19 protein-coding genes and 1 tRNA gene are annotated in these 21,620 nt (G+C 67.6%); 4 read left to right on the forward strand and 16 right to left on the reverse strand.

Translation table 11 applies throughout. The annotated features are described in order from the left end of the window. Positions 1-4: 4 nt before the first annotated feature. Positions 5-964, reverse strand: coding sequence for a DNA topoisomerase IB (locus tag ACLKOY_RS03675; protein WP_436452466.1), 960 nt, complete (start codon positions 962-964; stop codon positions 5-7). Positions 965-1,168: 204 nt separating this feature from the next. On the opposite strand from ACLKOY_RS03675, the gene ACLKOY_RS03680 reads away from it, so the two are divergent. Then, on the forward strand, positions 1,169-2,032 hold the full coding sequence (locus ACLKOY_RS03680) for a hypothetical protein (protein ID WP_436452467.1): 864 nt from the start codon (positions 1,169-1,171) through the stop codon (positions 2,030-2,032). 52 nt (positions 2,033-2,084) lie between these two features. On the opposite strand, the gene ACLKOY_RS03685 is transcribed toward ACLKOY_RS03680, so the two are convergent. Together ACLKOY_RS03685 and gltX are read right to left on the reverse strand one after the other, a co-directional pair. Continuing rightward, positions 2,085-2,156 (reverse strand) — tRNA-Gln (locus tag ACLKOY_RS03685). 168 nt (positions 2,157-2,324) lie between these two features. After that, positions 2,325-3,830 (reverse strand): glutamate--tRNA ligase, encoded by a 1,506-nt coding sequence (gene gltX, locus ACLKOY_RS03690; RefSeq protein WP_436452468.1) that lies wholly within the window; start codon positions 3,828-3,830, stop codon positions 2,325-2,327. A 174-nt stretch (positions 3,831-4,004) separates the two neighbouring features. On the opposite strand from gltX, the gene ACLKOY_RS03695 reads away from it, so the two are divergent. After that, a complete protein-coding gene (locus ACLKOY_RS03695) occupies positions 4,005-5,249 on the forward strand; it encodes an acyl-CoA dehydrogenase family protein (RefSeq protein ID WP_436452469.1) in 1,245 nt (414 codons plus the stop codon). 91 nt (positions 5,250-5,340) lie between these two features. Here the strand turns inward: ACLKOY_RS03695 and ACLKOY_RS03700 are convergent, their stop codons facing one another. From ACLKOY_RS03700 to ACLKOY_RS03725, 6 genes are all read right to left on the reverse strand, one after another. Beyond that, positions 5,341-6,105, reverse strand: coding sequence for a class I SAM-dependent methyltransferase (locus ACLKOY_RS03700; protein ID WP_436452470.1), 765 nt, complete (start codon positions 6,103-6,105; stop codon positions 5,341-5,343). Continuing rightward, a complete protein-coding gene (locus ACLKOY_RS03705) occupies positions 6,102-7,361 on the reverse strand; it encodes an MFS transporter (RefSeq protein WP_436452471.1) in 1,260 nt (419 codons plus the stop codon). The genes ACLKOY_RS03700 and ACLKOY_RS03705 overlap by 4 nt, the downstream gene beginning before the upstream one ends. Beyond that, positions 7,358-8,134 carry a fumarylacetoacetate hydrolase family protein gene (locus ACLKOY_RS03710; protein ID WP_436452472.1) on the reverse strand — a complete coding sequence of 259 codons (777 nt, stop codon included), beginning with the start codon at positions 8,132-8,134 and terminating at the stop codon, positions 7,358-7,360. Before ACLKOY_RS03710 ends, ACLKOY_RS03705 begins: the two co-directional genes overlap by 4 nt. An 83-nt stretch (positions 8,135-8,217) precedes the next feature. After that, positions 8,218-9,318, reverse strand: coding sequence for a branched-chain amino acid aminotransferase (locus tag ACLKOY_RS03715; RefSeq protein ID WP_290161213.1), 1,101 nt, complete (start codon positions 9,316-9,318; stop codon positions 8,218-8,220). A gap of 60 nt (positions 9,319-9,378) precedes the next feature. Then, entirely contained in the window at positions 9,379-10,422 is a 1,044-nt protein-coding gene (locus ACLKOY_RS03720; RefSeq protein WP_436452473.1) for a 3-isopropylmalate dehydrogenase, read from the reverse strand. A gap of 75 nt (positions 10,423-10,497) precedes the next feature. Continuing rightward, positions 10,498-12,033, reverse strand: coding sequence for an MFS transporter (locus tag ACLKOY_RS03725; RefSeq protein WP_436452474.1), 1,536 nt, complete (start codon positions 12,031-12,033; stop codon positions 10,498-10,500). Between the two features lie 113 nt (positions 12,034-12,146). On the opposite strand from ACLKOY_RS03725, the gene ACLKOY_RS03730 reads away from it, so the two are divergent. Further along, positions 12,147-12,692 (forward strand): TetR/AcrR family transcriptional regulator, encoded by a 546-nt coding sequence (locus ACLKOY_RS03730; RefSeq protein ID WP_436452475.1) that lies wholly within the window; start codon positions 12,147-12,149, stop codon positions 12,690-12,692. Positions 12,693-12,770: 78 nt separating this feature from the next. Here ACLKOY_RS03730 and serA read toward each other — a convergent pair whose 3' ends face one another. The 3 genes from serA to ACLKOY_RS03745 form a co-directional block, all read right to left on the reverse strand. After that, entirely contained in the window at positions 12,771-14,375 is a 1,605-nt protein-coding gene (serA, locus tag ACLKOY_RS03735) for a phosphoglycerate dehydrogenase (RefSeq protein WP_363570753.1), read from the reverse strand. A 114-nt stretch (positions 14,376-14,489) separates the two neighbouring features. Continuing rightward, entirely contained in the window at positions 14,490-14,843 is a 354-nt protein-coding gene (locus ACLKOY_RS03740) for a hypothetical protein (protein ID WP_436452477.1), read from the reverse strand. Next, complete coding sequence (locus ACLKOY_RS03745) at positions 14,840-15,364, reverse strand: hypothetical protein (protein ID WP_436452479.1); 525 nt, start codon at positions 15,362-15,364, stop codon at positions 14,840-14,842. Before ACLKOY_RS03745 ends, ACLKOY_RS03740 begins: the two co-directional genes overlap by 4 nt. A gap of 77 nt (positions 15,365-15,441) precedes the next feature. On the opposite strand from ACLKOY_RS03745, the gene ACLKOY_RS03750 reads away from it, so the two are divergent. Then, complete coding sequence (locus ACLKOY_RS03750) at positions 15,442-16,377, forward strand: hypothetical protein (protein ID WP_436452481.1); 936 nt, start codon at positions 15,442-15,444, stop codon at positions 16,375-16,377. Positions 16,378-16,446: 69 nt separating this feature from the next. On the opposite strand, the gene ilvC is transcribed toward ACLKOY_RS03750, so the two are convergent. The 4 genes from ilvC to ilvD are packed head-to-tail and all read right to left on the reverse strand — an operon-like array spanning position 16,447 to position 21,614. Next, positions 16,447-17,475 carry a ketol-acid reductoisomerase gene (gene ilvC, locus ACLKOY_RS03755; protein WP_042541742.1) on the reverse strand — a complete coding sequence of 343 codons (1,029 nt, stop codon included), beginning with the start codon at positions 17,473-17,475 and terminating at the stop codon, positions 16,447-16,449. Positions 17,476-17,520: 45 nt separating this feature from the next. Beyond that, entirely contained in the window at positions 17,521-18,030 is a 510-nt protein-coding gene (gene ilvN, locus ACLKOY_RS03760) for an acetolactate synthase small subunit (protein ID WP_042541743.1), read from the reverse strand. Positions 18,031-18,032: 2 nt separating this feature from the next. Beyond that, on the reverse strand, positions 18,033-19,835 hold the full coding sequence (locus ACLKOY_RS03765) for an acetolactate synthase large subunit (protein WP_436452483.1): 1,803 nt from the start codon (positions 19,833-19,835) through the stop codon (positions 18,033-18,035). A gap of 60 nt (positions 19,836-19,895) precedes the next feature. Beyond that, the gene (gene ilvD, locus ACLKOY_RS03770) at positions 19,896-21,614 is read right to left on the reverse strand and encodes a dihydroxy-acid dehydratase (protein ID WP_056416979.1); all 1,719 of its coding nucleotides are present in this window, start codon (positions 21,612-21,614) and stop codon (positions 19,896-19,898) included. Positions 21,615-21,620: the final 6 nt, after the last annotated feature.

A 21,620-nucleotide genomic window follows, 5' to 3' on the forward strand; every position in this document is an offset into this window, starting at 1 on the left:
GCTCTCAGCGCCCGAGGAGCTTGCGGATCGCCGTCTCGGGCGACACCGTGAGATCGAGAGTGCGACCGCGCGCATAGAGCCGGAACACACGCGGATCGATGTAGCTCCCTCTGGCCACCGCGAGGGTGTTGCCGAGCGCTGACGCCGTGGCCTGCACGGCGAGGCGCTCGGCACGCCGCCGCTCGTTCTTCGTCTCGAGTCGACCGATCCGCGCGAGCGCGTCTGCCGCGAGGATCGTGCCGTGCAGCGTACGGAAGTCCTTCGCGGTGAACGACGCGCCGGCGACCTTCCGAAGATAGTCGTTGACCTCGCCCGACGTGAGACGCACGCGGCGGCGGCCCTTTCGATACGCGAGCAGCGGTGCCTTGGGCGAGCCGACGGCGAATTCAGACAGCGCCTCGGCGAGGGCCGCGTCGGTGATCTCGATCGCGGCGAGCTGCTTGCTCTTCGCGGGGAAGCTCAGTGCCACGTCACTGCCATCGATGCGCACGTCCCGTCTCCGGAGTGTGCTCAGCCCCCGACTGCCGTGCTTCACGAGGTAGCGCTCGGAGCCGATGCGCAGAGCGGCGTCATCGAGCAGGCGGAAGGAGACCGCGAGTGCCCGCTCTCGCGTCAGACCCGGTTGCCCGATGGCGCGCGTGACCTTGGCCCTGGCCGCGGGCAGCGCGGCGGCGAGCTTGAGCGCTCGAGCGAACTTGCGCTGATCCCTCCCCGTACGCCACAGCGGATGGTAGAGGTACTGGCGTCGTCCGGCATCGTCGGTTCCGACTGCCTGGATGTGCGCGAGCGGATCGGCGGCGATCCACACGTCCTTCCACGCCGGGGGTATCGCGAGGTCGCGGATGCGCTCCCGGTCGGCCTCGGCGACCGGGGTGTTGCCGGCGTCGACATATCTGAATCCGGACCCGGATCGTACGCGTCGGATTCCGGGCGTCTCGCCGGGCACGACTCTCGTGAGCGCCATTCTCGTCCTCTCGGTCACGCCGCGTGCGGCATGGGTGGTGCTTTCGATCACGATGGCCGACGAGGAGCGCGGACTGAAGGGCATGGCGCGACACACGGGCGACCTGCTAGGCGACGCCGGGTCCTTCGGGCCGCACCGGGTGCGTACGACCGCTGCCCATGGATCGGATTGTCGGACACACCGACGTCTGTCATCCTCTTGACTATGGCCATGTCGTTCGAGGAGTTCCGCACGTCCCTGATCAGAGCAGATCTGCGGGCGGCGCTGGGGGTGCAGCTCACCGACCTCGAAGCGCAGCAGGTGGCCGACGATCCGGCATCCGCGCAGAGCTGGTACGCGTACTGGCTTTCGACGCAGCCGACGACTCCCCCGCCGCCCGCGGGCCCGGCGTTCGATGCGCCGCCTCCGGTCTTCGATGCGGCGCCGCCCGCGCACATCGTGCCGCCGCCCGCATACGATGGGCCGCCGCCCGCCTACGCCGCGGCTCCCGGAGTCTCCGCGCAGGACGGAGCCCCTGCCGGTCCTCCCGTCTACCCGGGCTATGCACCCGCGCCGGAGGACCGACCCGGCACGAAGAAGCGGGTCGGGCTATGGGTGACCCTGTCGATCCTCGGCGCGCTGCTGCTGATCGCGGCGATCGTCGTGATCTTCGCCTTCGCCACAGCACGCCACTGGACCAAGACCGATGTGCCTGAGCAGCCCGAGACCTTCCGCAGCGAGGAGTACGAGACCGGTCGCGTCGACGTGACGATGGACGACGTGAACCCGTGCTCGGTGAACCAGGACTGGACCGATTGCACGAACCTCATGGTCGCGACCTATACGGCTGCCTGCGTCGATGTCGAGCTCGCCGAAGCCGCGAGACTCCTGTGCGCGGAGTACAGCACCGCGATAGACGAGATGAAGGCGCTGGACGGTGACGGCTATTACGTCGCAACGCTCGGCAGTTATGGGAACCTGCATCAGTCACCCGAGATCGACACCCGCCAGGTATCGAACGAAGACTACGAGCCCGCGGTCACCCATGAGGCGGTGTGCTACCTCGAGTTCATCGGCGAGTGCGAGTAGACGCACGTCCGAAAACGACGAAACCCCCGCCTGAGCGGGGGTTTTCGTCTTGCTGGGGTACCTGGACTCGAACCAAGAACAACGGAACCAGAAACCGCCGTGTTGCCAATTACACCATACCCCAAGGGCGAAACCGGAGCCTCGCACCGAGAGTCAAGCTTACCCGAGCCGCGGCCCTAATGCCAAAACGCCACGGTCCGTCCGGGCGCGTCGCCCGCTGATCACTGCTCTGCGCGACCACGGCGACGGGCGGGAGAGCGCCGAAGCGCTGCTCCCCCACCCGCCTGCCTCGTCAGTTCGCGAGGAACGCCGACAGTGACCGCAGCCGCCGCAGCGACTCGTCCTTGCCCAGGAGCTCCATGGACTCGAACAGCGGCGGCGAGATACGACGACCGGTGATCGCTACGCGCGGAGGGCCGTAGGCGACACGGGGCTTGAGTTCGAGCTTCTCGACGAGAGCCTCAGCGAGAGCATCCTGGATCTTCTCGGGCGTGAACTCGGTCACCGGCTCGAGTGCGACGACGCAGGCGTCGAGGACCTCAGCGGCGTTCGCGGGAAGCCCCTTGAGCGCGTCGGCATCGTACGAGACGTCATCGGTGAAGAGGAACCCGACCATGCCAGGAACGTCACCGAGCAGCTGCACACGCTCCTGCACGAGCGGCGCGACGCGGAAGGCGAGCACGAGCTGCTCGTGCGTCGGCTCATCGAAGAGGCCCGCAGCAGCGAGGTACGGGATCGTCCTCTCGGCGAAGTCCTTCTCATCGAGCTTGCGGATGTGGTCGCCGTTGATCGACTCAGCCTTCTTCTGATCGAAGCGTGCCGGGTTCGGGTTCACGTCGACGATGTCGAATGCCTCGATGAACTCCTCGAGGCTGAACACGTCGCGGTCGTGGCCGATCGACCAGCCGAGGAGCGCGAGGTAGTTCAGCAGCCCTTCGTGGATGAAGCCGCGATCCCGATGCAGGAACAGATCGGCCTGCGGGTCGCGCTTGGAGAGCTTCTTGTTGCCGGTCTCGCCGAGCACCAAGGGCATGTGGGCGAAGCGGGGCACGAACGTGGTGACCTCTGCGTCGATCAGAGCCGCGTAGAGCGCGAGCTGACGAGCCGTCGAGGGCATCAGGTCTTCGCCGCGAAGGACGTGCGTGATGCCCATCAGCGCGTCGTCGACCGGGTTCACGAAGGTGTACAGCGGGATGCCGTTCGGACGCACCACCACGAAGTCCGGGAACGAACCTGCGGGGAAGGTGACCTCGCCGCGGATCAGGTCGACGTAGGTGAGGTCCTCGTCCGGCACCCGCAGACGGAGTGCGGGCTGACGCCCTTCAGCGCGGAAGGCGTCCTTCTGCTCGGTCGTGAGGTCACGATCGTGGTTGTCGTATCCGAGCTGCTTCGCCCGCCCGGCCGCCTCGTTGCGAGCGTCGATCTCCTCCGCAGTCGAGAAGCTCTCGTACAGGGCGCCCGAAGCGAGGAGCTTGTCGATCACGCCGCGATAGATGTCATGGCGCTCTGACTGACGGTAGGGAGCGTGGGGACCACCGACCTCGACCCCCTCATCCCAGTCGATCTTGAGCCAGGTGAGCGCGTCGACGAGCTGACGGAAGCTCTCCTCGCTGTCTCGGGCGGCGTCGGTGTCCTCGATGCGGAACACCATCTTCCCGCCGTTGTGGCGGGCGAACGCCCAGTTGAAGAGCGCTGTGCGGACCATGCCGACGTGCGGCAGTCCGGTCGGCGAGGGGCAGAAGCGGACGCGTACGTCGGCTCCGCTGGCGGTCGTGGTGAGGGGGTGCGGGGTAGCCATATCCCCTCGATTCTAGTTGCCGGGTCGCGTCTCGACCTCCCCGATCCGCCCGCGACAGCAGGCCGGTGAGGAGGGGTCACCGTGGGTAACAGTCACTCACCCTGGGTAACAACCCGCATTCAGACCGATCGCGCTCCTATCGTTGCCGCATCGACCAACCGGAAGGGTGACAACGTGACAATCACGGATGCAGTGACGACAGGCCTCAGCGATCGCTGGCTCGGCGCGCCGAGACCTCAGACGAGCCGCGAATGGATCGACCGCGCCGAGGAGGTGGCCGACATCCTCGCGGTGGATGCCGTCGAGAGGGACCGCGCGAACGCGACGCCTCGAGCTGAGGTGCAGCTGCTCAAGGACTCAGGTCTCGTCACCCTGCTCGGCCCTCGCGCCCACGGCGGCGCCGGCGAGAGCTGGGACACCGCGTACCGCGTGATCAGGGCGGTGGCCCGCGGCGACGGATCGATCGGACAGGTCCTCGGCTACCACTACCTCTGGGCGTGGGCGGCTCGTCTCGTGGGAACCGAAGAGCAGATCACCGCGGTCGAGGAGCTGTACACCGCGAACGACTTCGTCTTCGGCGGCGCGGTCAACCCGCGCGACTCCGATCTGGTGGTCCGCGAAGACGGCGAGGACCTGGTGTTCTCCGGCCGCAAGTCCTTCTCAACCGGTGGTCAGATCTCGGATCTGACCGTCCTCGAAGGCGTCCTCGAAGGCACTGAGACGCACATCTTCGCCATCGTCCCCACGGCTCAGGAGGGGATCGTCTTCGGGAACGACTGGGACAACCTGGGCCAGCGACTGACCGAATCCGGCTCGGTCGAGATCCGTGACGTCCGCGTCCCCTGGACAGCGGCAGCCGGCTTCGTCGACCGGGTGTTCCAGCCTCTGACGTACAACACCCTGAACGTGCCGACCATCCAGCTCGTGTTCGCCAACTTCTACCTCGGCATCGCTCAGGGTGCACTCGAGACGGCATCCGCCTACACCCGATCGACCACCCGCCCGTGGCCGTACGGCGGCGACGACAAGCAGCACGCGACGGACGAGTGGTACCTGCTCGAGGGCTATGGCGAACTGGCCTCGAAGCTGTGGGCGGATGAAGCGCTGCTGGATGCCGTGGGCTCCGAGATCAGCGCGGTGCTGCACGCCCCTCGCGAAGACCTCACTGCACGCCGACGTGGCGAGATCGCCGTGCGCATCGCGGCGGGGAAGCTGCGCATCGTCGACGACGGCTTGGAGGTCGCCACGAAGATCTACGAGCTCACCGGGGCCCGAGCCTCGGCCAACTCGGTCGGCCTCGACATCTTCTGGCGCAACCTGCGCACGCACAGCCTGCACGACCCGATCGCGTACAAGAAACGTGAGGTCGGCGACTACGTGCTGCGCAACGAGGTGCCTGAGCCGACCTGGTACACCTGATCGCCGCGATGCAGTTGGCCCTCGGTGCCGCGCCGACACAGGCGGTCGCGGCGCCGAGGGACCGCGAGGAACTCGGGCTGCGGGCGAGGCCTCAGCCGTGCGACGCCACGGCGATCGCGGCAGAATGCACGAGCGGCAGGCGCCCGGCGATCGATCGCTCGTCGCACACGGACACGAAGGCCGCGCGGAACGAACGCCGACCGGCGTCGTCGAGAGCACGGTAGAACTGTCCGGCTCCCCCGACGCCTCCTTCAGCGGACGCCCACAGCGCTGGCGCGTCCGCAGACCACGTCCAGGTGATCTCCGACACCCGCGGGCTCTTCCAGCCCGCGTCGCCGAGCATCCTCGCAAAGCCGTCGACGGTTCGCTCGAAGTCCTTCTCCGGCGGAAGTCGCTCGCCTTCCGACGGGACGAGAGCCGCTCGATCGCACACCTCTCGCCAGAGCCAGGTCGGCGAGTTCGTCCAGATCGTGGCCGCCACCAGGTCGGCAGAGACGCGGAGGAGCTCGCCGGCCGAAGCCCGGGGGTCGGCGACGTGATTCAGCACGAAGTTCGCCACGACCGCATCGAACTCCGCGTCCGCGAACGGCAACGATGGCAGCGCCCCGTCGAGCACCCGGATCGCCGGGTGCTCCTGCAGTGCGACTTCCCGCATCGTCGGCTCGGGCTCACACCCGGTCGCATCCCAACCGACATCGACGAATGACGCCGCGAGGAGACCGGTTCCGGAACCGACGTCGAGCAGCGAGCGGCCCGCAGGGGCGCCGAGCATCCCGAGCAGTGTGCCTGCGGTCCCGACGCACAGCGAGGCATACGAGTCGGCGTATGCCTGGCCCGTGCCCGCCCAGTCCTTCATCGCTTCGGGCGTCCGAGAGGCGAGAGCGCGACGATGACGACGACGATGACCGACGCGGCTACGCCCAGTCCGGCATAGTCGAAGTTCGAGAGCACGACGCCGGCGAGCACCGCGCCCGCGGCCGCCGAGAGGCTCATCAGCGAGTCGCTGCGTCCCTGCCTGCGCGTGCGGATCTCGGGCGCACTCGACTCGGTCAGCAGCGCGGCTCCCGCCACCGTCGCCGCGCTCCATCCGAGCCCCAACAGGATCAGAGCGACGATCACGCCCCACTCCCGATCGTTCGCGAACACGGCGAAGGCCAGCGCGGCCCCGAGGAGCACCTGCCCCAGCAGGACCACACGCAGCCGGCCCCATCGGTCGGCGAGGATGCCGAAGAGCGGCGACAGTGCGTACATGCCGCCGACGTGCAGGGCGATCGTGATGCCGACGAGAGCCGAGACGTCAGCCGGGGTGGGCGCCATCCCGTGCGCCCCGTGCGCCATGTGCGCGAGATGCACCGGCGTCATCGCCATGACAGATGCCATCACGACGTGCGAACCGGCGACCGCGAACATCGCATAGCGAGCCACCACCGGTCTGTCTGCGAATACCTTGCCTGTGGCTCCGGCAGCAGCCGCTGAGGCGAGCTGCTGCGCGGCGAGCAGAGGGTCGGGCCTCAGCGCCACGAGGTAGAGGATGAGAGCCGCGCATTGAGCGACGAAGGAGAAGACGTAGGAACCGGTCTGCGGCGGCATGCCGATCGCCGCGCCGACGATCTCACCCGGTCCGAGCAGCAGAGGGCCCGCGACTCCGCCGATGGTCGTCGCCCACACGACGATCGAGAGGTCCCGCCCTCGGTGCTGCGGCGCGGCGAGATCAGTGGCGGCGAATCGCGACTGCAGATTGCCCGCGTTTCCGGCTCCGATCATCAGGATGCCGACCAGCAGCAGCGGGAACACCCGCAGCGACGCCGCGAGAATCACGACCGCGATCCCCACGAGCGCGAACAGATTGCCGAGTGTCAGTGCACGGCGACGCCCCACCCTGGCGGCGAGGCGAGCCAGCGGGATCGCGCACAGCGCGGCACCGAGCGTGACCGATGCGGTCGCGAGTCCCGACAACGCGTCGCTGCCGGAGATGTCGGCGGCGAGCAGCGCACCGAGAGACACTGTCGCCCCGAACGCGATTCCGCCGAGCACCTGTCCAGACGAGAGAACCAGCACGGTTCTCCGCTGCACCGCCGCCTGCTGTGCCGCCGTGAGGGCGACGGCGGTCATGATGCGCGCACGGCGTCGCGCACGGTGTTGCGCAGAATACCCAGACCCGTGATCTCGACCTCGACGGTGTCGCCAGCGACGAACTCCCCCACGCCCGCCGGCGTGCCCGTCAGGATGACGTCACCCGGCAGCAGTGTGAATGCCGCGGATGCGTGCTCGATGATCGCCTCGACGGAGTGGATCATGTCGGTGAGCGGCGCCTTCTGACGGACCTCGCCGTTGACGCGGGTCTCGATCGTCGCCACCGACGGATCGAACTCCGTGCTGATGGTCGGGCCGAGAGGGCAGAACGTGTCGAAGCCCTTCGCGCGAGCCCACTGGCCGTCCTTGCGCTGGAGGTCACGCGCGGTGACGTCGTTCGCGATCGTGTAGCCGAGCACGTGGTCGAGAGCATCCGCCGCCTTGACGTTCTTGGCGACCCGGCCGATCACGACCGCCAGCTCGCCCTCGTACTCGGTCTGCTCCGAGATCGAGGGGCGCACGATCGCGTCACCGGGGCCGATGACGGCGGTGTTGGGCTTGAAGAACAGCAGCGGCTCTTCCGGGGCCACTCCCCCCATCTCGACGGCGTGGTCGTGGTAGTTCTTGCCGACGCACACGATCTTGGATCGAGGAATCACCGGTGCGAGGATCACGGCGTCTGCGATCGGCACTCGGTCTCCGGTGGGCTCGTACCCGGCGAAGAGCGGATCGCCCGCGAGGACGACGAGGTCGGTGTCGTCGACGATCCCGAAGAGGATGGCGTCGTCATGGCTGAATCGGGCGATCTTCATGCCACCAGCCTAGCCAGAGTGCAGGACGACGAGACCCCGCTGTGCAGGTCGCACAGCGGGGTCTCGGAGAGTTCTTGAGACGATCAGGCGTCGAGACGCAGGAGCCAGCCGTGCTTGTCTTCACGACGTCCGTACTGGATGTCGGTGAGTTCTTCGCGGAGCGACAGGGCGAGCTCGCCGAGCGGCTGCGGCTCATCGAAGCCTTCACCGACGAGTGCTCCGATCGGCGTCACGACTGCTGCCGTGCCGCACGCGAAGACCTCGACGATGTCGCCGGATGCCACGCCCTCGCGCCACTCGTCGATCGAGATCGGCCGCTTCTCGACCGTGTAGCCGCGGTCCTCGGCGAGCTGCAGCAGCGAGTCACGGGTGATGCCCTCGAGGATGCTGTCGGACTCGGGCGTCACGACCCGGCCGTCCTTGAAGACGAAGACGACGTTCATGCCGCCGAGCTCCTCGACGTTGCGCTGCTCATTGAGGAACACGACCTGGTCGCAGCCCTTCGACGATGCCTCGCTCTGGGCGAGCAGGCTCGACGCGTAGTTGCCGCCCGTCTTGGCCTTGCCCGTGCCGCCCTTGCCGGCGCGTGCGTAGTCCTCGGAGAGCCAGATGCGCACGGGCTTCACGCCGCCGCTGAAGTAGGCCCCCGCGGGGCTCGCGATCACGTAGTACGCGACCTTCTGAGCGGCGCGGACGCCCAGGAAGGCCTCTTTGGCGAACATGAACGGGCGCAGGTAGAGGCTCTGGTCGGCGCCGGACGGCACCCAGCGTCCGTCGACCGCGATGATCTCGCGCAGCGACTGGATGAAGTACTCGGTGGGCAGCTCTGGCAGCGCGAGTCGACGTGCGCTGGCCTGAAGCCGTGCGGCATTGCGGTCGGGGCGGAAGGTGTGGATCGACCCGTCGGCGTGACGGTAGGCCTTGATGCCCTCGAAGATCTCCTGCGCGTAGTGCAGCACGGAGGCAGCGGGGTCGAGCGGGATCGGGCCGTACGGCTGCACGCGGGGGCGATGCCACCCGCCCTTGACCGACCAGCAGATGTCGACCATATGGTCGGTGAAGACCACGCCGAACCCGGGGTTCTCGTGGACCTCGGCGACACGACCGGGCGTCGCAGCGGCCAGGTTCTTGGTCACCGCGAACTCCAGTGGAGCCACGGTGGTCTCGGCATCGATGGTCGTCATCTCGTCATCCATTCCTCGTGCGGCGCGCATCCTCACGCCGTCTCAGCCTACGCCTGTCGTTCAGAGCAGAGCAGCGATCGCGGAGCCGATCTCCGTCGTGGTGCGCGCACCCGTGCGGGTGGCGATGTCGGACTCGACGGCGGCACTCACGCGGGCGGCCTCGTCGGCGAGCCCGAGGTGGTCGAGCAGCAGCGCCACCGACAGGATGGCCGCGGTGGGGTCGGCCTTCTGCTGACCGGCGATGTCGGGAGCGGATCCGTGCACCGGCTCGAACATCGACGGGAATGCTCCATCGGGGTTGATGTTGCCCGAGGCGGCCAGGCCGATGCCTCCGGTGACCGCGCCGGCGAGGTCGGTGAGGATGTCGCCGAACAGGTTGTCGGTGACGATCACGTCGAAGCGCGAGGGGTCGGTCACGAGGAAGATCGTCGCCGCGTCGACGTGCAGGTAGTCGACCGCGACGTCGGGATGCTCGGCGGAGACCTCGTTCACGATGCGCTGCCAGATGGCGCCGGCGTGCACGAGCACGTTGGTCTTGTGGACGAGCGTGACCTTCTTGCTGCGCCGCTCGGCGAGGCCGAAGGCATACCGGACCACGCGCTCGACGCCGAAAGCCGTGTTCACCGAAGTCTCATTGGCGACCTCGTGCGGCGTGCCCTTGCGGATCGCGCCGCCATTGCCGACGTACGGACCCTCGGTGCCCTCACGGACGACGACGAAGTCGATCACGCCCGGATCGGCGAGCGGTCCCGCAGCACCCGCGAACAGCTTCGACGGACGCAGGTTGACGTAGTGGTCCAGCGTGAACCGCAGCTTCAGCAGCAGACCGCGCTCGATGTTCGCATCCTTGAGGCGGGGGTCGCCGGGCGTGCCGCCGACGGCACCGAGCAGGATCGCGTCGTGACCGGCGATCGACTGCAGGTCGTCATCGGTCAGAGTGTCGCCGGTCTCGAGGAAGCGGGCGGCGCCGAGTGAGAAGCGTGTCTTGTCGAAAGTCACATCGCTGGACGCGGTGACAGCGTCGAGGACCTTCTCGGCCTCGGCGACGACCTCTGGGCCGATTCCGTCACCGGGGATGACGGCCAGCTTCACGACACGCGACATGACACTCCTTGCATCGGGATGAACCGGCCCCCACTCGGGCGGATGCCGAGCTGGCCGGTTCTCCCAGCGTACTGGTCAGTGCATGGGGGCCTTGCGCAGTGTGACGGCCGCGATCACTCCGGCGAGGACGACCAGCCCCGCGCCGATCAGCGAGGTCACCATGACGCCAGAACCGAACGCCGCGGATGCTGCGTCCCACAGCGCATCTCCGAGCTGCTCGGGAAGGTCCTGAGCCGCCGTGTACGCCCCGGCGAGCGTCTCCGTCGCCGCGTGTGCCGCCTCGGCGGGGATCCCGGCGGGGACCACGAGCGCGCCGCGGTAGAAAGCGGTGATGAGACCGCCGAGCACGGCTGTGCCGAGCACCGCACCGAGTTCGTACGCCGTCTCCGACACGGCGCTTGCGGCACCGGCCTTCTCGGCCGGAGCGCTCGAGAGGATGAGCTCGTTCGAGATCGTCTCTGCGGCCCCGATGCCGATGCCCAGCACCACGAAGGCGATGATGAGCGGTGCGACACCGTGGTCGACAGTCGTGAACGCCACGAGCAGGTAGCCGACCACCGAGAAGACGAGGCCAACCGGGACCAGCACGTGCGGACGCACGCGACGTGAGATGGGCACCACCGACAGTCCGGCCACGATCATGGCGATCATGCCGGGAACGAGCGCCGCCCCCGCGGTCATCGGGGAGAGGCCGAGCACCAGCTGCAGGTGCTGCGACACGAAGTAGAGGAAGCCCACGAGTGCGACCACGCTGAGAAGATTCACCAGGATCGCCCCGGAGAAGGACCCTCGCCGGAAGAGCGCCATGTCGAGCATGGGAACCTCTGCGCTCAGCTGACGACGCACGAACAGGTATCCCATCGCGATGCCGAGCAGAGCCCAGGCACCCGCAGTGAGGCTCGGACCATCCACGGCCAGCGACTTGATCGCGTAGACGACGGGGATCATTGCAGCCATCGACAGCACGATGCTCACGATGTCGACGCGCCCCGGGTTCGGGTCACGGCTCTCGGGGACGAGCAGGGGTGCGGCGATGAGCAACGGGATGAGCACGGGGACGGCGATCAGGAAGACCGAGCCCCAGGCGAAATGCTCCAGCAGGAAACCGCCGACGATCGGCCCGAGAGCCGCCCCTGCCGAGAACGCCGATGCCCAGACAGCGATCGCGAGTCGTCGCTGGTCACGGTTCTGGAAGATCGAGCGCAGCAGCGACAGCGTCGAGGGCATCAGCATGGCGCCGAAGAATCCGAGCAGCGCGCGGGCCGCGATCAACAGCCCCGCGGTCGGAGCGAACGCCGCGAGAGCCGACACCACGGCGAAGCCGGTCGCGCCGATCAGCAGCATCCGGCGACGTCCGAAGCGATCGCCGAGCGTTCCCATCGTGACGAGCAGACCGGCGAGAACGAGCGGGTAGACGTCGATGATCCACAGCTGTTCGGCCCCGGTGGGAGCGAGCGCGATGGAGATCTCGGGGAGCGCGAAGCTCAGCACCGTGTTGTCGACCGACACCAGCAACACCGGCAGCATGAGCACGACGAGCGCCGCCCAGCCACGGGGCCCCACGCGGGGCGCATTCGTCTCCGTCGTCGGAATCGACGCAGTCCGAACCATGGAACACCTCTCAGAGTCATCTGACGGCCCGTTACTAAACCGTCCAGATGGTATAGTAACAGAGTCGTCACACTCCCGCGATACTGTGATGCGAGACGAACAGAGGATCCCCGATGCCCCGACCTCCGCTGGCCCGAGAACGCGTCCTCGACGCCTTCGAGTCGATCGTGATCGAAGAGGGCGAACGTGCGGCCACTCTCGATGCGACCGCCAAAGCAGCAGGTGTGTCGAAGGGCGGACTGCTCTACCACTTCGGATCGAAGGACGACCTCGCAGCCGGCCTGCTCGAACGTCTCGACACGCTCACGACGACCGACCTCGAGCGGATGACCTCGGCTGCGGAGGGGCCCATCGCCTACTACGTGCGCACCTCGGTGATGGAGGATGACGCGCTGGACCGCGCCCTGATCGCCGCGACTCGACTCGCGCAGGGCGGCTCCGCCCCCGCCGCGGAGGCGCTGCGCCGCAACAGAGACCGGTGGGAGGACACGATCCGTCCCCATGTGCGGGATGCCGCGAGCCTCAACCTCATCATGCTGCTCAGCGACGGCCTGTACTTCAACAACTCACTCGATGTGCACGGTCCGGAACGGCTCGTGCCCAGAAGCGACGAGCTCTCTGACCTGATCGACCTCGTGCTGCGCGCCACCGCGCCCTAGAAGGCGCGGTACGAAGAGAGCGGGTGGGGCAGCCGCTCGGCTGTCCCACCCGCCCTCGGACGCTCGGTTCTCCGCCGATCAGATCTCGGTGATCTCGATCTGACGGAAAAGGTCGGCGTCGATGGATCCGCGCACGTCGTCGAGCAGCTCGTCGGACACCGGCGAGTCCAGGGTGAGCACGCTGAGCGCCTGGTCGCCCGCGCCGAGCCGCGAGATCTGCATGCCGGCGATGTTGATTCCTGCCTCGCCGAACTTCTGACCGTAGACCGCGACGATGCCGGGGCGGTCGGTGTAGAGCATCACGACGTGGTGCTTCTCGATCGGCAGCTCGATCGCGTGGTCGTTGATGGCGACCAGCTTCTCTGTCTGCTTCGGACCGGTGAGGGTGCCGGACACCGAGAGCTGCGAGCCATCGGAGAGTGCACCGCTCAGAGTGATCACGTTGCGGTACTCGTCGCTCACGTCGTCCTTGAGCAGGCGAACCGCGATGCCACGTTGGTCGGCGAGCAGCGGTGCGTTGACGTACGAGACAGTCTCGCTGACGATGTTCGTGAAGACACCCTTGAGCGCCGCGAGCTTCAGCACGCTGACGTCATAGTCGTTCAGCTCGCCATGCACCTCGACGTCGAGGCTCGTGAGAGGCGAGGTGGCGAGGGCCGCGAAGATCTGACCGAGCTTCTCGACGAGCGAGATTCCGGGGCGCACGTACGGGTCGATGACTCCCCCGGCGACGTTGACCGCGTCGGGAACGAGGTCACCGCCGAGCGCGAGGCGCACAGAGCGCGCGACCGAGACACCGGCCTTCTCCTGCGCCTCCTCGGTGCTGGCACCCAGGTGCGGGGTCACGACGACGTTGGGGAGGTCGAGCAGCGGACGAGCGGTTCCGCCCTCGGCGGGCGGCTCGGAGGTGAAGACATCGAGTCCTGCGCCGGCGATCTCACCGGCGACCAGTGCGGCGTGAAGAGCTTCCTCGTCGATGAGGCCACCGCGGGCGACGTTCACGACGAAGGCGGTCGGCTTCATGGCCTTGAACTGCTCGGCGCCAATCATGCCGGTCGTCTCGGGCGTCTTGGGCATGTGGATCGTCAGGAAGTCGGCCTCTGCGACGAGCTCATCGAGCGAGAGGAGCTGCACGCCGAGCTGCTGCGCACGAGCCGAGGTGACGTAGGGGTCGTACGCGACGACGCGCATGTCGAACGCGGCGAGGCGGGCGGCGACCAGAGCGCCGATGCGGCCGAGGCCCACGATGCCGACGGTCTTCTCGAAGAGTTCCGCACCCGTGAACGAGCTGCGCTTCCACTGGCCGGCGGCGAGCGAGGCGTGGGCCGCGGGGATGCGACGGGCGAGGCTGAGGATGTGTCCGACCGTGAGCTCGGCGGCCGAGATGATGTTCGACGTCGGAGCGTTGACGACCATGACGCCGGCCGCGGTGGCCGCCTTGATGTCGACGTTGTCGAGTCCGACGCCCGCGCGGGCGACGACCTTCAGCTTCGGCGCGTGCGTCAGAGCCTCTTCGTCGATGTGGGTCGCCGAGCGGATCAGCACTGCATCGGCCTCCGCGAGCGAGGCGAAGAGCGCCTCGCGATCGGTGCCGTCGACGTTGCGGACGTCGAAGTCGGGGCCGAGGGCCTCGATCGTGGCGGGAGAGAGAACTTCGGCGATGAGCACGACGGGCTTCGGCACAGGGATCCTTCGGGGCAGCGCGACAGGGGGCCGATGCGCCGCACACCATGGGGGCGCGATCACCTCAACTGTACCCGAGCACTCCTACTGCTCCGTGCCGTGTGACGCCGTGGATCAGGCCACGGCCGTCACGAGATCCGACATGTTGAGGATGCTGTAGCCGATCAGACTCAGCCAGAACACCGCTACGACGCCGAGGCCGGCCAGCAGAACCAGCGCCAGCTCGCCGGCACTGCGTCCTCTACCGATCGCATACGCGAAGACGAACACGATCGCGGGGAAGACCACGCCGAAGAGCAGCGTCACCCAGCCGATTCCGGTGAGCCCGTTCTGAGCCATCGAGATGAGGTGCGCGACGGCGTTCCAGATCGCGTAGGCATAGAAGAGCCCCGCGAGCCCGAGCACGACCGCGCTCAGCCAGCGAGGAGAACCGGAGGGCGCGGGAGAGACCGCCTGCTGCTCGGTCATGATCCGATCACCCCCACCGTGACGAAGGGCCACGGCACGAGCAGCACCACTCCGAGCAGGAGCAGCCCGATACGGATCCAAGCAGCCTTGGCCCGAGTGAGCACCCACACCGTGAGGAACCACAGGGCGGGCGCCGCCACCGCGAGCACGAACCACGGCACGTACATGGCATCGTCGACGATCAGATTAGCGAGCGGCTTGAGGCGCAGTCCGCCGACCACCCAGCCGATGCTGTACAGCAGGTACACGCCGCCGACGACCCCGAGTGTCAGGAGCATCGCTGTGCTCAGATGTGACGCCCCCTGCTCGGCGGGCATCGTTACCGTGCCGTCGGTGTCGACGCGCCCCACTGCTTCGCTGCCCCGGCCGACGGCATTCCATCCGTCCGGCAGAGCCGCATCATCCGGGGCCTCGCCACGGGGCGCGGACACCGCTCTGTCTGAGTCCTTCGGTGCGGGCGCCTTCGACGGGACACCGTCGTCACCGTCCCAGCTCAGGGCGTCGTCGGAATCGGAAGTCATGCCCCCAGCGTAGGACACGACGTCCACTATGCTCGGGGGCATCTGGGCCGCAGGGGCCCGCGCCGGGAGGGATCACCGTGGCAGAGCAGAACAAGAACGTCGATCAGACCGCGGCGAGCGGCCCGGTCGACGAGCCGGCCGCGGGCTGGGAACCGACCGCGGCTGCGAAGTCGAAGGCGACCACCTTCCGCTGGATCGCGGCCGTGCTGTGGGCCCTCGCGATCATCGGCGAGGCGATCTCGATCTTCTGGCTCTTGCGTCAGCGCGAGTACATCGGCGAGGACGGCGCTCTGGTCCGCGATCCGGACACCGGCCTGCTCGAAGACCGGGGCGTCACGGTGGTGTTCCCGCAGTGGGCGTTCGTCACGCTCCTCGTGCTGCTCGTCGTGATCGCCGCCCTCGCCATCACCGGCTCGATCCTGTGGAAGAAGGCGAACCGTCTCGACCCTGCGCGCAGGTCCGAGACGGTTCGTTTCTTCGTGCAGAACCAGCTCGGCGCGATCATCGCGATCGTCGCGTTCCTTCCCCTGGTGATCCTCATCTTCCTCAACAAGGACATGAGCAAGGGCCAGAAGACCACCGCCGGGATCGTCGGCGTGGTTCTCGCGCTGCTCGCCACGGTGATCGGGGTGGACTTCAACCCGCCGTCCGTCGAGAAGTACACCGCCGACCAGTCAGCGGTGATCCAACTGCTCGGCAAGGACGAAGTCGTCTGGGTCGACGGCGGTGCGGTCTATCACGTGTGCGAAGAGGTCTCCGATATCCAGACGGGCAGCGAGAAGCGCACCGGCACCACGGCAGAAGCCGTCGAAGCGGGCAAGAGCCGACTCACCCTCAAGTTCGCCTCCGAGCTTCGCGCCTGCGGGCTCGCCGTGCCGCTGAACGCGGACGACATCGAGGCGGCACTGCGTGAGATCCAGGGCGGCCAGGTCGATACCGTGCTGCCCGCACCGGTGTGGGCGAACGGTGACGACGCTCCCGCTGTGGTGGAGGATGCTCCCGCCGCGGAGTGATCTCCCTCGGCACGGCGAAGGGCCCGGTGCGGATCGCACCGGGCCCTTCGTTCGTACGTCAGATCAGCGTCAGCGCGCGGCGCTGCCGTCGACGTAGTCTTCGTCCTGCTGCTTCCAAGCGAAGAGCGAGCGCAGCTCCTTGCCGGTGGCCTCGATGGGGTGCGTCTCCTCCTTGGCCCGCAGCGCGAGGAACTCCTCGCCGCCGTTGTCCTGGTCGTCGATGAAGCGCTTCGCGAACGCGCCGCTCTGGATGTCGGCGAGGATCGCCTTCATCGACTCCTTGACCTCGGGGGTCACGACGCGTGGACCCGACACGTAGTCGCCGTACTCGGCGGTGTCGGAGACCGACCAGCGCTGCTTGGCGATGCCGCCCTCCCACATGAGGTCGACGATGAGCTTCAGCTCGTGCAGCACCTCGAAGTAGGCGATCTGCGGCTGGTAGCCCGCTTCGGTGAGCGTCTCGAAGCCTGCCTGCACGAGGTGGCTGACGCCACCGCACAGCACGGCCTGCTCGCCGAACAGGTCGGTCTCGGTCTCTTCGGTGAAGGTCGTCTTGATGACGCCGGCACGCGTGCCTCCGATGGCCTTCGCGTACGACAGCGCGGTCGCCCAGGCGTTGCCCGATGCATCGCGCTCGACGGCGATGATGTCGGGGATGCCGCGGCCGGCGACGAACTCGCGACGGACGGTGTGACCCGGCGCCTTCGGGGCGACGAGGATCACGTCGACGCCCTCCGGAGCGTCGATGTAGCCGAAGCGGATGTTGAAGCCGTGCGCGAAGGCGAGCGTCTTGCCCTCGGTGAGGTTCGGGGCGATCGACTCGCTGTAGATCGTGCGCTGGTGCTGGTCCGGCGCCAGGATCATGATGAGGTCGGCCCACTGAGTCGCCTCGGCGACGGTCTTGACCGCGAATCCGGCCTCCTCCGCCTTCGGCGCCGACTTCGAGCCCTCCTTGAGCGCGATCGCGACCTCGACACCCGAGTCGCGAAGGTTCTGCGCGTGCGCGTGACCCTGCGAGCCGTAGCCGACGATGGCGACCTTCTTGCCCTGGATGATCGACAGATCAGCGTCTGCGTCGTAGAAGATCTCGGTGCTCACTGGTTTTCTCCTTGATTGGTGTTCGTGTACGTGTGTGAAGTCTGATCAGCCGCGCAGGACGCGCTCGGTGATGCTCTTGCCGCCGCGGCCGATGGCGAGGAGACCCGACTGCGCGATCTCCTTGATGCCGAACGGCTCGAGAGCGCGGAGCATGGCATCGACCTTGCCCCGATCGCCGGTGACCTCGATCACCAACGCGTCGGACGCGTAGTCCACGACCGAGGCGCGGAACAGGTTGGCGACCTCGATGACGTTCGACCTGTTCGCGTTGTCGGTGCGCACCTTGACGAGCATGTGCTCGCGCTGCACCGAGGTCGGGAAGTCGAGCTCCACGATCTTGATGACGTTGATCAGCTTGTTGAGCTGCTTGGTCACCTGTTCGAGAGGCAGGTCCTCGAGGTCGACGACGACGGTGATGCGCGAGATGCCGGGCACCTCGGTCACGCCCACCGCGAGCGAGTCGATGTTGAAGCCGCGGCGCGCGAACAGACCTGCGACACGGGTCAGCAGACCGGGGGTGTTCTCCACAAGGAGGCTCAGCACGTGAGTCGACATGGTCAGTCCTCCTCGTCGAATGCGGGCGCGTGCTCGCGGGCGTACTGGACGTAGCTGTTGCTCACGCCCTGGGGAACCATCGGCCACACCATGGAGTCGGCGCTGACGACGAAGTCGATCACGACGGGGCGGTCGTTCGTCTCGAGAGCGAGCTTGATCGCCGCATCCACCTCCTCTTCCTTCTCGACGCGGATCGCGAGGCAGCCGTAGGCCTCGGCGAGCTTCACGAAGTCCGGGATGCGCACAGTGCCGTGGCCGGTGTTGAGGTCGGTGTTCGAGTGACGGCCGTCGTAGAAGAGCGTCTGCCACTGGCGCACCATGCCCAGCGAGGAGTTGTTGATGATCGCGACCTTGATCGGGATGTTGTTGATCGTGCAGGTCGCGAGCTCCTGATTCGTCATCTGGAAGCATCCGTCGCCGTCGATCGCCCACACGACGCGGTCGGGCTCGGCGACCTTGGCGCCCATGGCGGCGGGGACGGAGTAGCCCATCGTTCCCGCTCCCCCGGAGTTCAGCCACGCGTTGGGCCGCTCGTACTTGATGAACTGCGCAGCCCACATCTGGTGCTGTCCGACGCCTGCGGCGTATATGCCCTCAGGGCCGGTCAGCTCGCCGATCCGCTGGATCACGTACTGCGGCGCGAGCAGACCGTCGGTCGTCGGCGCGTATCCGAGAGGGAACTCGGTACGCAGGCCGTCGAGGTACGACCACCACTCCTCGGTGTCGGGAGTCGTCGTGCTGACGGCCGTGCGGAACGCGGACTCGAGATCGACCAGCACGTCGCGGACGTCGCCCACGATCGGCACGTCAGCCGTGCGGATCTTCGAGATCTCCGCCGGGTCGATGTCGACGTGCACGACCTTGGCGTTCGGCGCGAACAGCGCGGCCTTGCCGGTCACGCGGTCGTCGAACCTCGCGCCGAGCGACACGATCAGATCGGCCTCCTGCAGCGCCAGCACCGCTGGAACGGTGCCGTGCATGCCGGGCATGCCCAGGTGCTGCTGGTGCGAGTCAGGGAAAGCGCCCCGCGCCATCAGCGTCGTCACGACCGGTGCGTTGGTCGTCTCGGCCAGGGCGAGCAGCTCGGCCGACGCGCGGCCGCGGATCACACCGCCGCCGACGTAGAGCACCGGCTTCTTGGCCTCGGCCAGGAGCGCAGCGGCCGCTTGGATCTGCTTGCCGTGCGCCTTCGTCACGGGGCGGTATCCCGGCAGGTCGTACTTGGGCGGCCAGACGAACGGCGCCATGGCCTGCTGTGCGTCCTTGGTGATGTCGACGAGCACCGGACCGGGGCGGCCCGTCGATGCGATCTCGTACGCCGCCGCGATCGCGCCGGGGATCTCGGATGCGTCCTTCACCAGGAAGGAGTGCTTCGTCACCGGCATCGTGATGCCGACGATGTCGGCCTCCTGGAATGCGTCTGTGCCCATCAGCGTCGAGAACACCTGCCCGGTGATCGCGAGCAGCGGCACCGAGTCCATGTAGGCGTCGGCGATCGCGGTCACGAGGTTGGTCGCACCGGGGCCGGAGGTCGCGATGCAGACGCCGACCTTGCCCGACGACGACGCATAGCCCTCGGCGGCGTGGCCAGCTCCCTGCTCGTGTCGCACCAGGATGTGCCGAAGCTCGGCCGCATCCATGAGCGGGTCGTAGACAGGGAGGATCGCGCCGCCGGGGAGGCCGAAGACGTCCTTGACGCCGAGGAGCTCGAGCGTGCGGACGACAGCCTCTGCTCCGGAGATCTCCGGTGCGGCGGTCTTGGGGGCGGGCGGCCTCGGCACAGCCGAGACGGTGTCAGCAGTCATGACACTCCTTCTGATGGTCTGTAGGCGACGTCGGAGGCGGGAAGCCGGGGCCGACGCGGATCAACCGGTCGTCGCGCCCTCGGCGGCGGACCGCACGAGACGCGAGTACTTGGCAAGAACGCCACGGGTATAGCGCGGGGGTAGCGGCTCCCAGCCAGAGCGGCGGGAGGCGAGCTCCGCCTCGTCGACGAGTAGGTCGAGAGAGCGAGCTGCGATATCGACCCGTATCAGATCACCATCGCGCACGAAGGCGATAGGACCTGCGTCCACCGCTTCGGGTGCTATGTGGCCGATGCACAGGCCGGTTGTGCCGCCTGAGAATCGTCCGTCAGTCAAGAGTAGTACATCTTTTCCGAGCCCTGCGCCCTTGATGGCCGCCGTGATCGCGAGCATCTCGCGCATGCCCGGTCCGCCCTTGGGACCCTCGTAGCGGATCACGATGACCGTGCCGGCCTCGATCTCGCCGTTCGCCACGGCATCCATCGCCGCACGCTCGCGCTCGAACACCCGAGCGGGACCTTCGAAGACGGCCGCATCGAAGCCTGCGGTCTTGACGACCGCGCCTTCGGGGGCGAGCGATCCGTGCAGGATCGTCAGGCCGCCGGTCGCGTGGATCGGGTTGTCGAACGTGTGGATGACCTCGCCGTCGATCGGCTGGGGGTCGAGGTCCGCCAGGTTCTCGGCGAGCGTCTTGCCCGTCACGGTGAGCGCGTCGCCGTGCAGCAGGCCCTCGTCGAGCATCGCCTTCATGATCACCGGGATGCCGCCGTGACGGTCGACGTCGTTCATGACGTACTTGCCGAACGGCTTCATGTCGGCCACGTGCGGCACCTTGTCGCCGATGCGGTTGAAGTCGTGCAGGCTCAGGTCGATCTCGGCCTCGCGTGCGATGGCGAGCAGATGCAGCACGACGTTCGTCGAGCCGCCGAGGGCCATCGCGAGGGCGATCGCGTTCTCGAACGCCTCCTTGGTGAGGATGTCGCGGGTCGTGATGCCCTGACGGAGCAGGTTCACGACGGCCTCGCCCGAGCGGTGCGCGAAGTAGTCGCGGCGACGGTCGGCGGCGGGCGGTGCGGCCGAGCCGGGAAGGCTCAGACCGAGCGCCTCGGCGACCGAGGCCATGGTGTTCGCCGTGTACATGCCTCCACAGGCGCCTTCACCGGGAGCGATCGCGCATTCGATGCGCTTGAGGTCCTCTTCGCTCATGAGGCCCGCACGGCACGCGCCGACGGCCTCGAACGAGTCGATGATCGTGACGTCCTTCTCGGTGCCGTCCGACAGCTTGACCCACCCGGGTGCGATCGAGCCGGCGTAGAGGAAGACACTCGAGAGGTCGAGGCGGGCGCTGGCCATGAGCATGCCGGGGATCGACTTGTCGCAGCCGGCGAGCAGCACCGATCCGTCGAGACGCTCGGCCATCATCACGGTCTCGACCGAGTCCGCGATGACCTCGCGCGACACCAGCGAGAAGTGCATGCCCTCGTGGCCCATCGAGATGCCGTCCGACACCGAGATCGTGCCGAACTGCAGCGGGTAGCCGCCGCCCGAGTGCACGCCCTCTTTCGCGCCCTGCGCGAGACGGTCGAGGCTCAGGTTGCAGGGCGTGATCTCGTTCCAGCTGGACGCGATGCCGATCTGGGGCTTGTCCCAGTCGGCGTCGCCCATGCCGACGGCACGGAGCATGCCTCGGGAGGTCGTCGCCTCGATGCCGTCGGTGACGACGCGGCTGCGGGGCTTGATGTCGATGGGCGCGCTGCTGGAGGGATCATGCGAGGACATGACGGA

The sequence above is a fragment of the Microbacterium sp. K2 genome (genome assembly GCF_051365005.1).
Classification (GTDB): Bacteria; Actinomycetota; Actinomycetes; order Actinomycetales; family Microbacteriaceae; genus Microbacterium; species Microbacterium foliorum_B.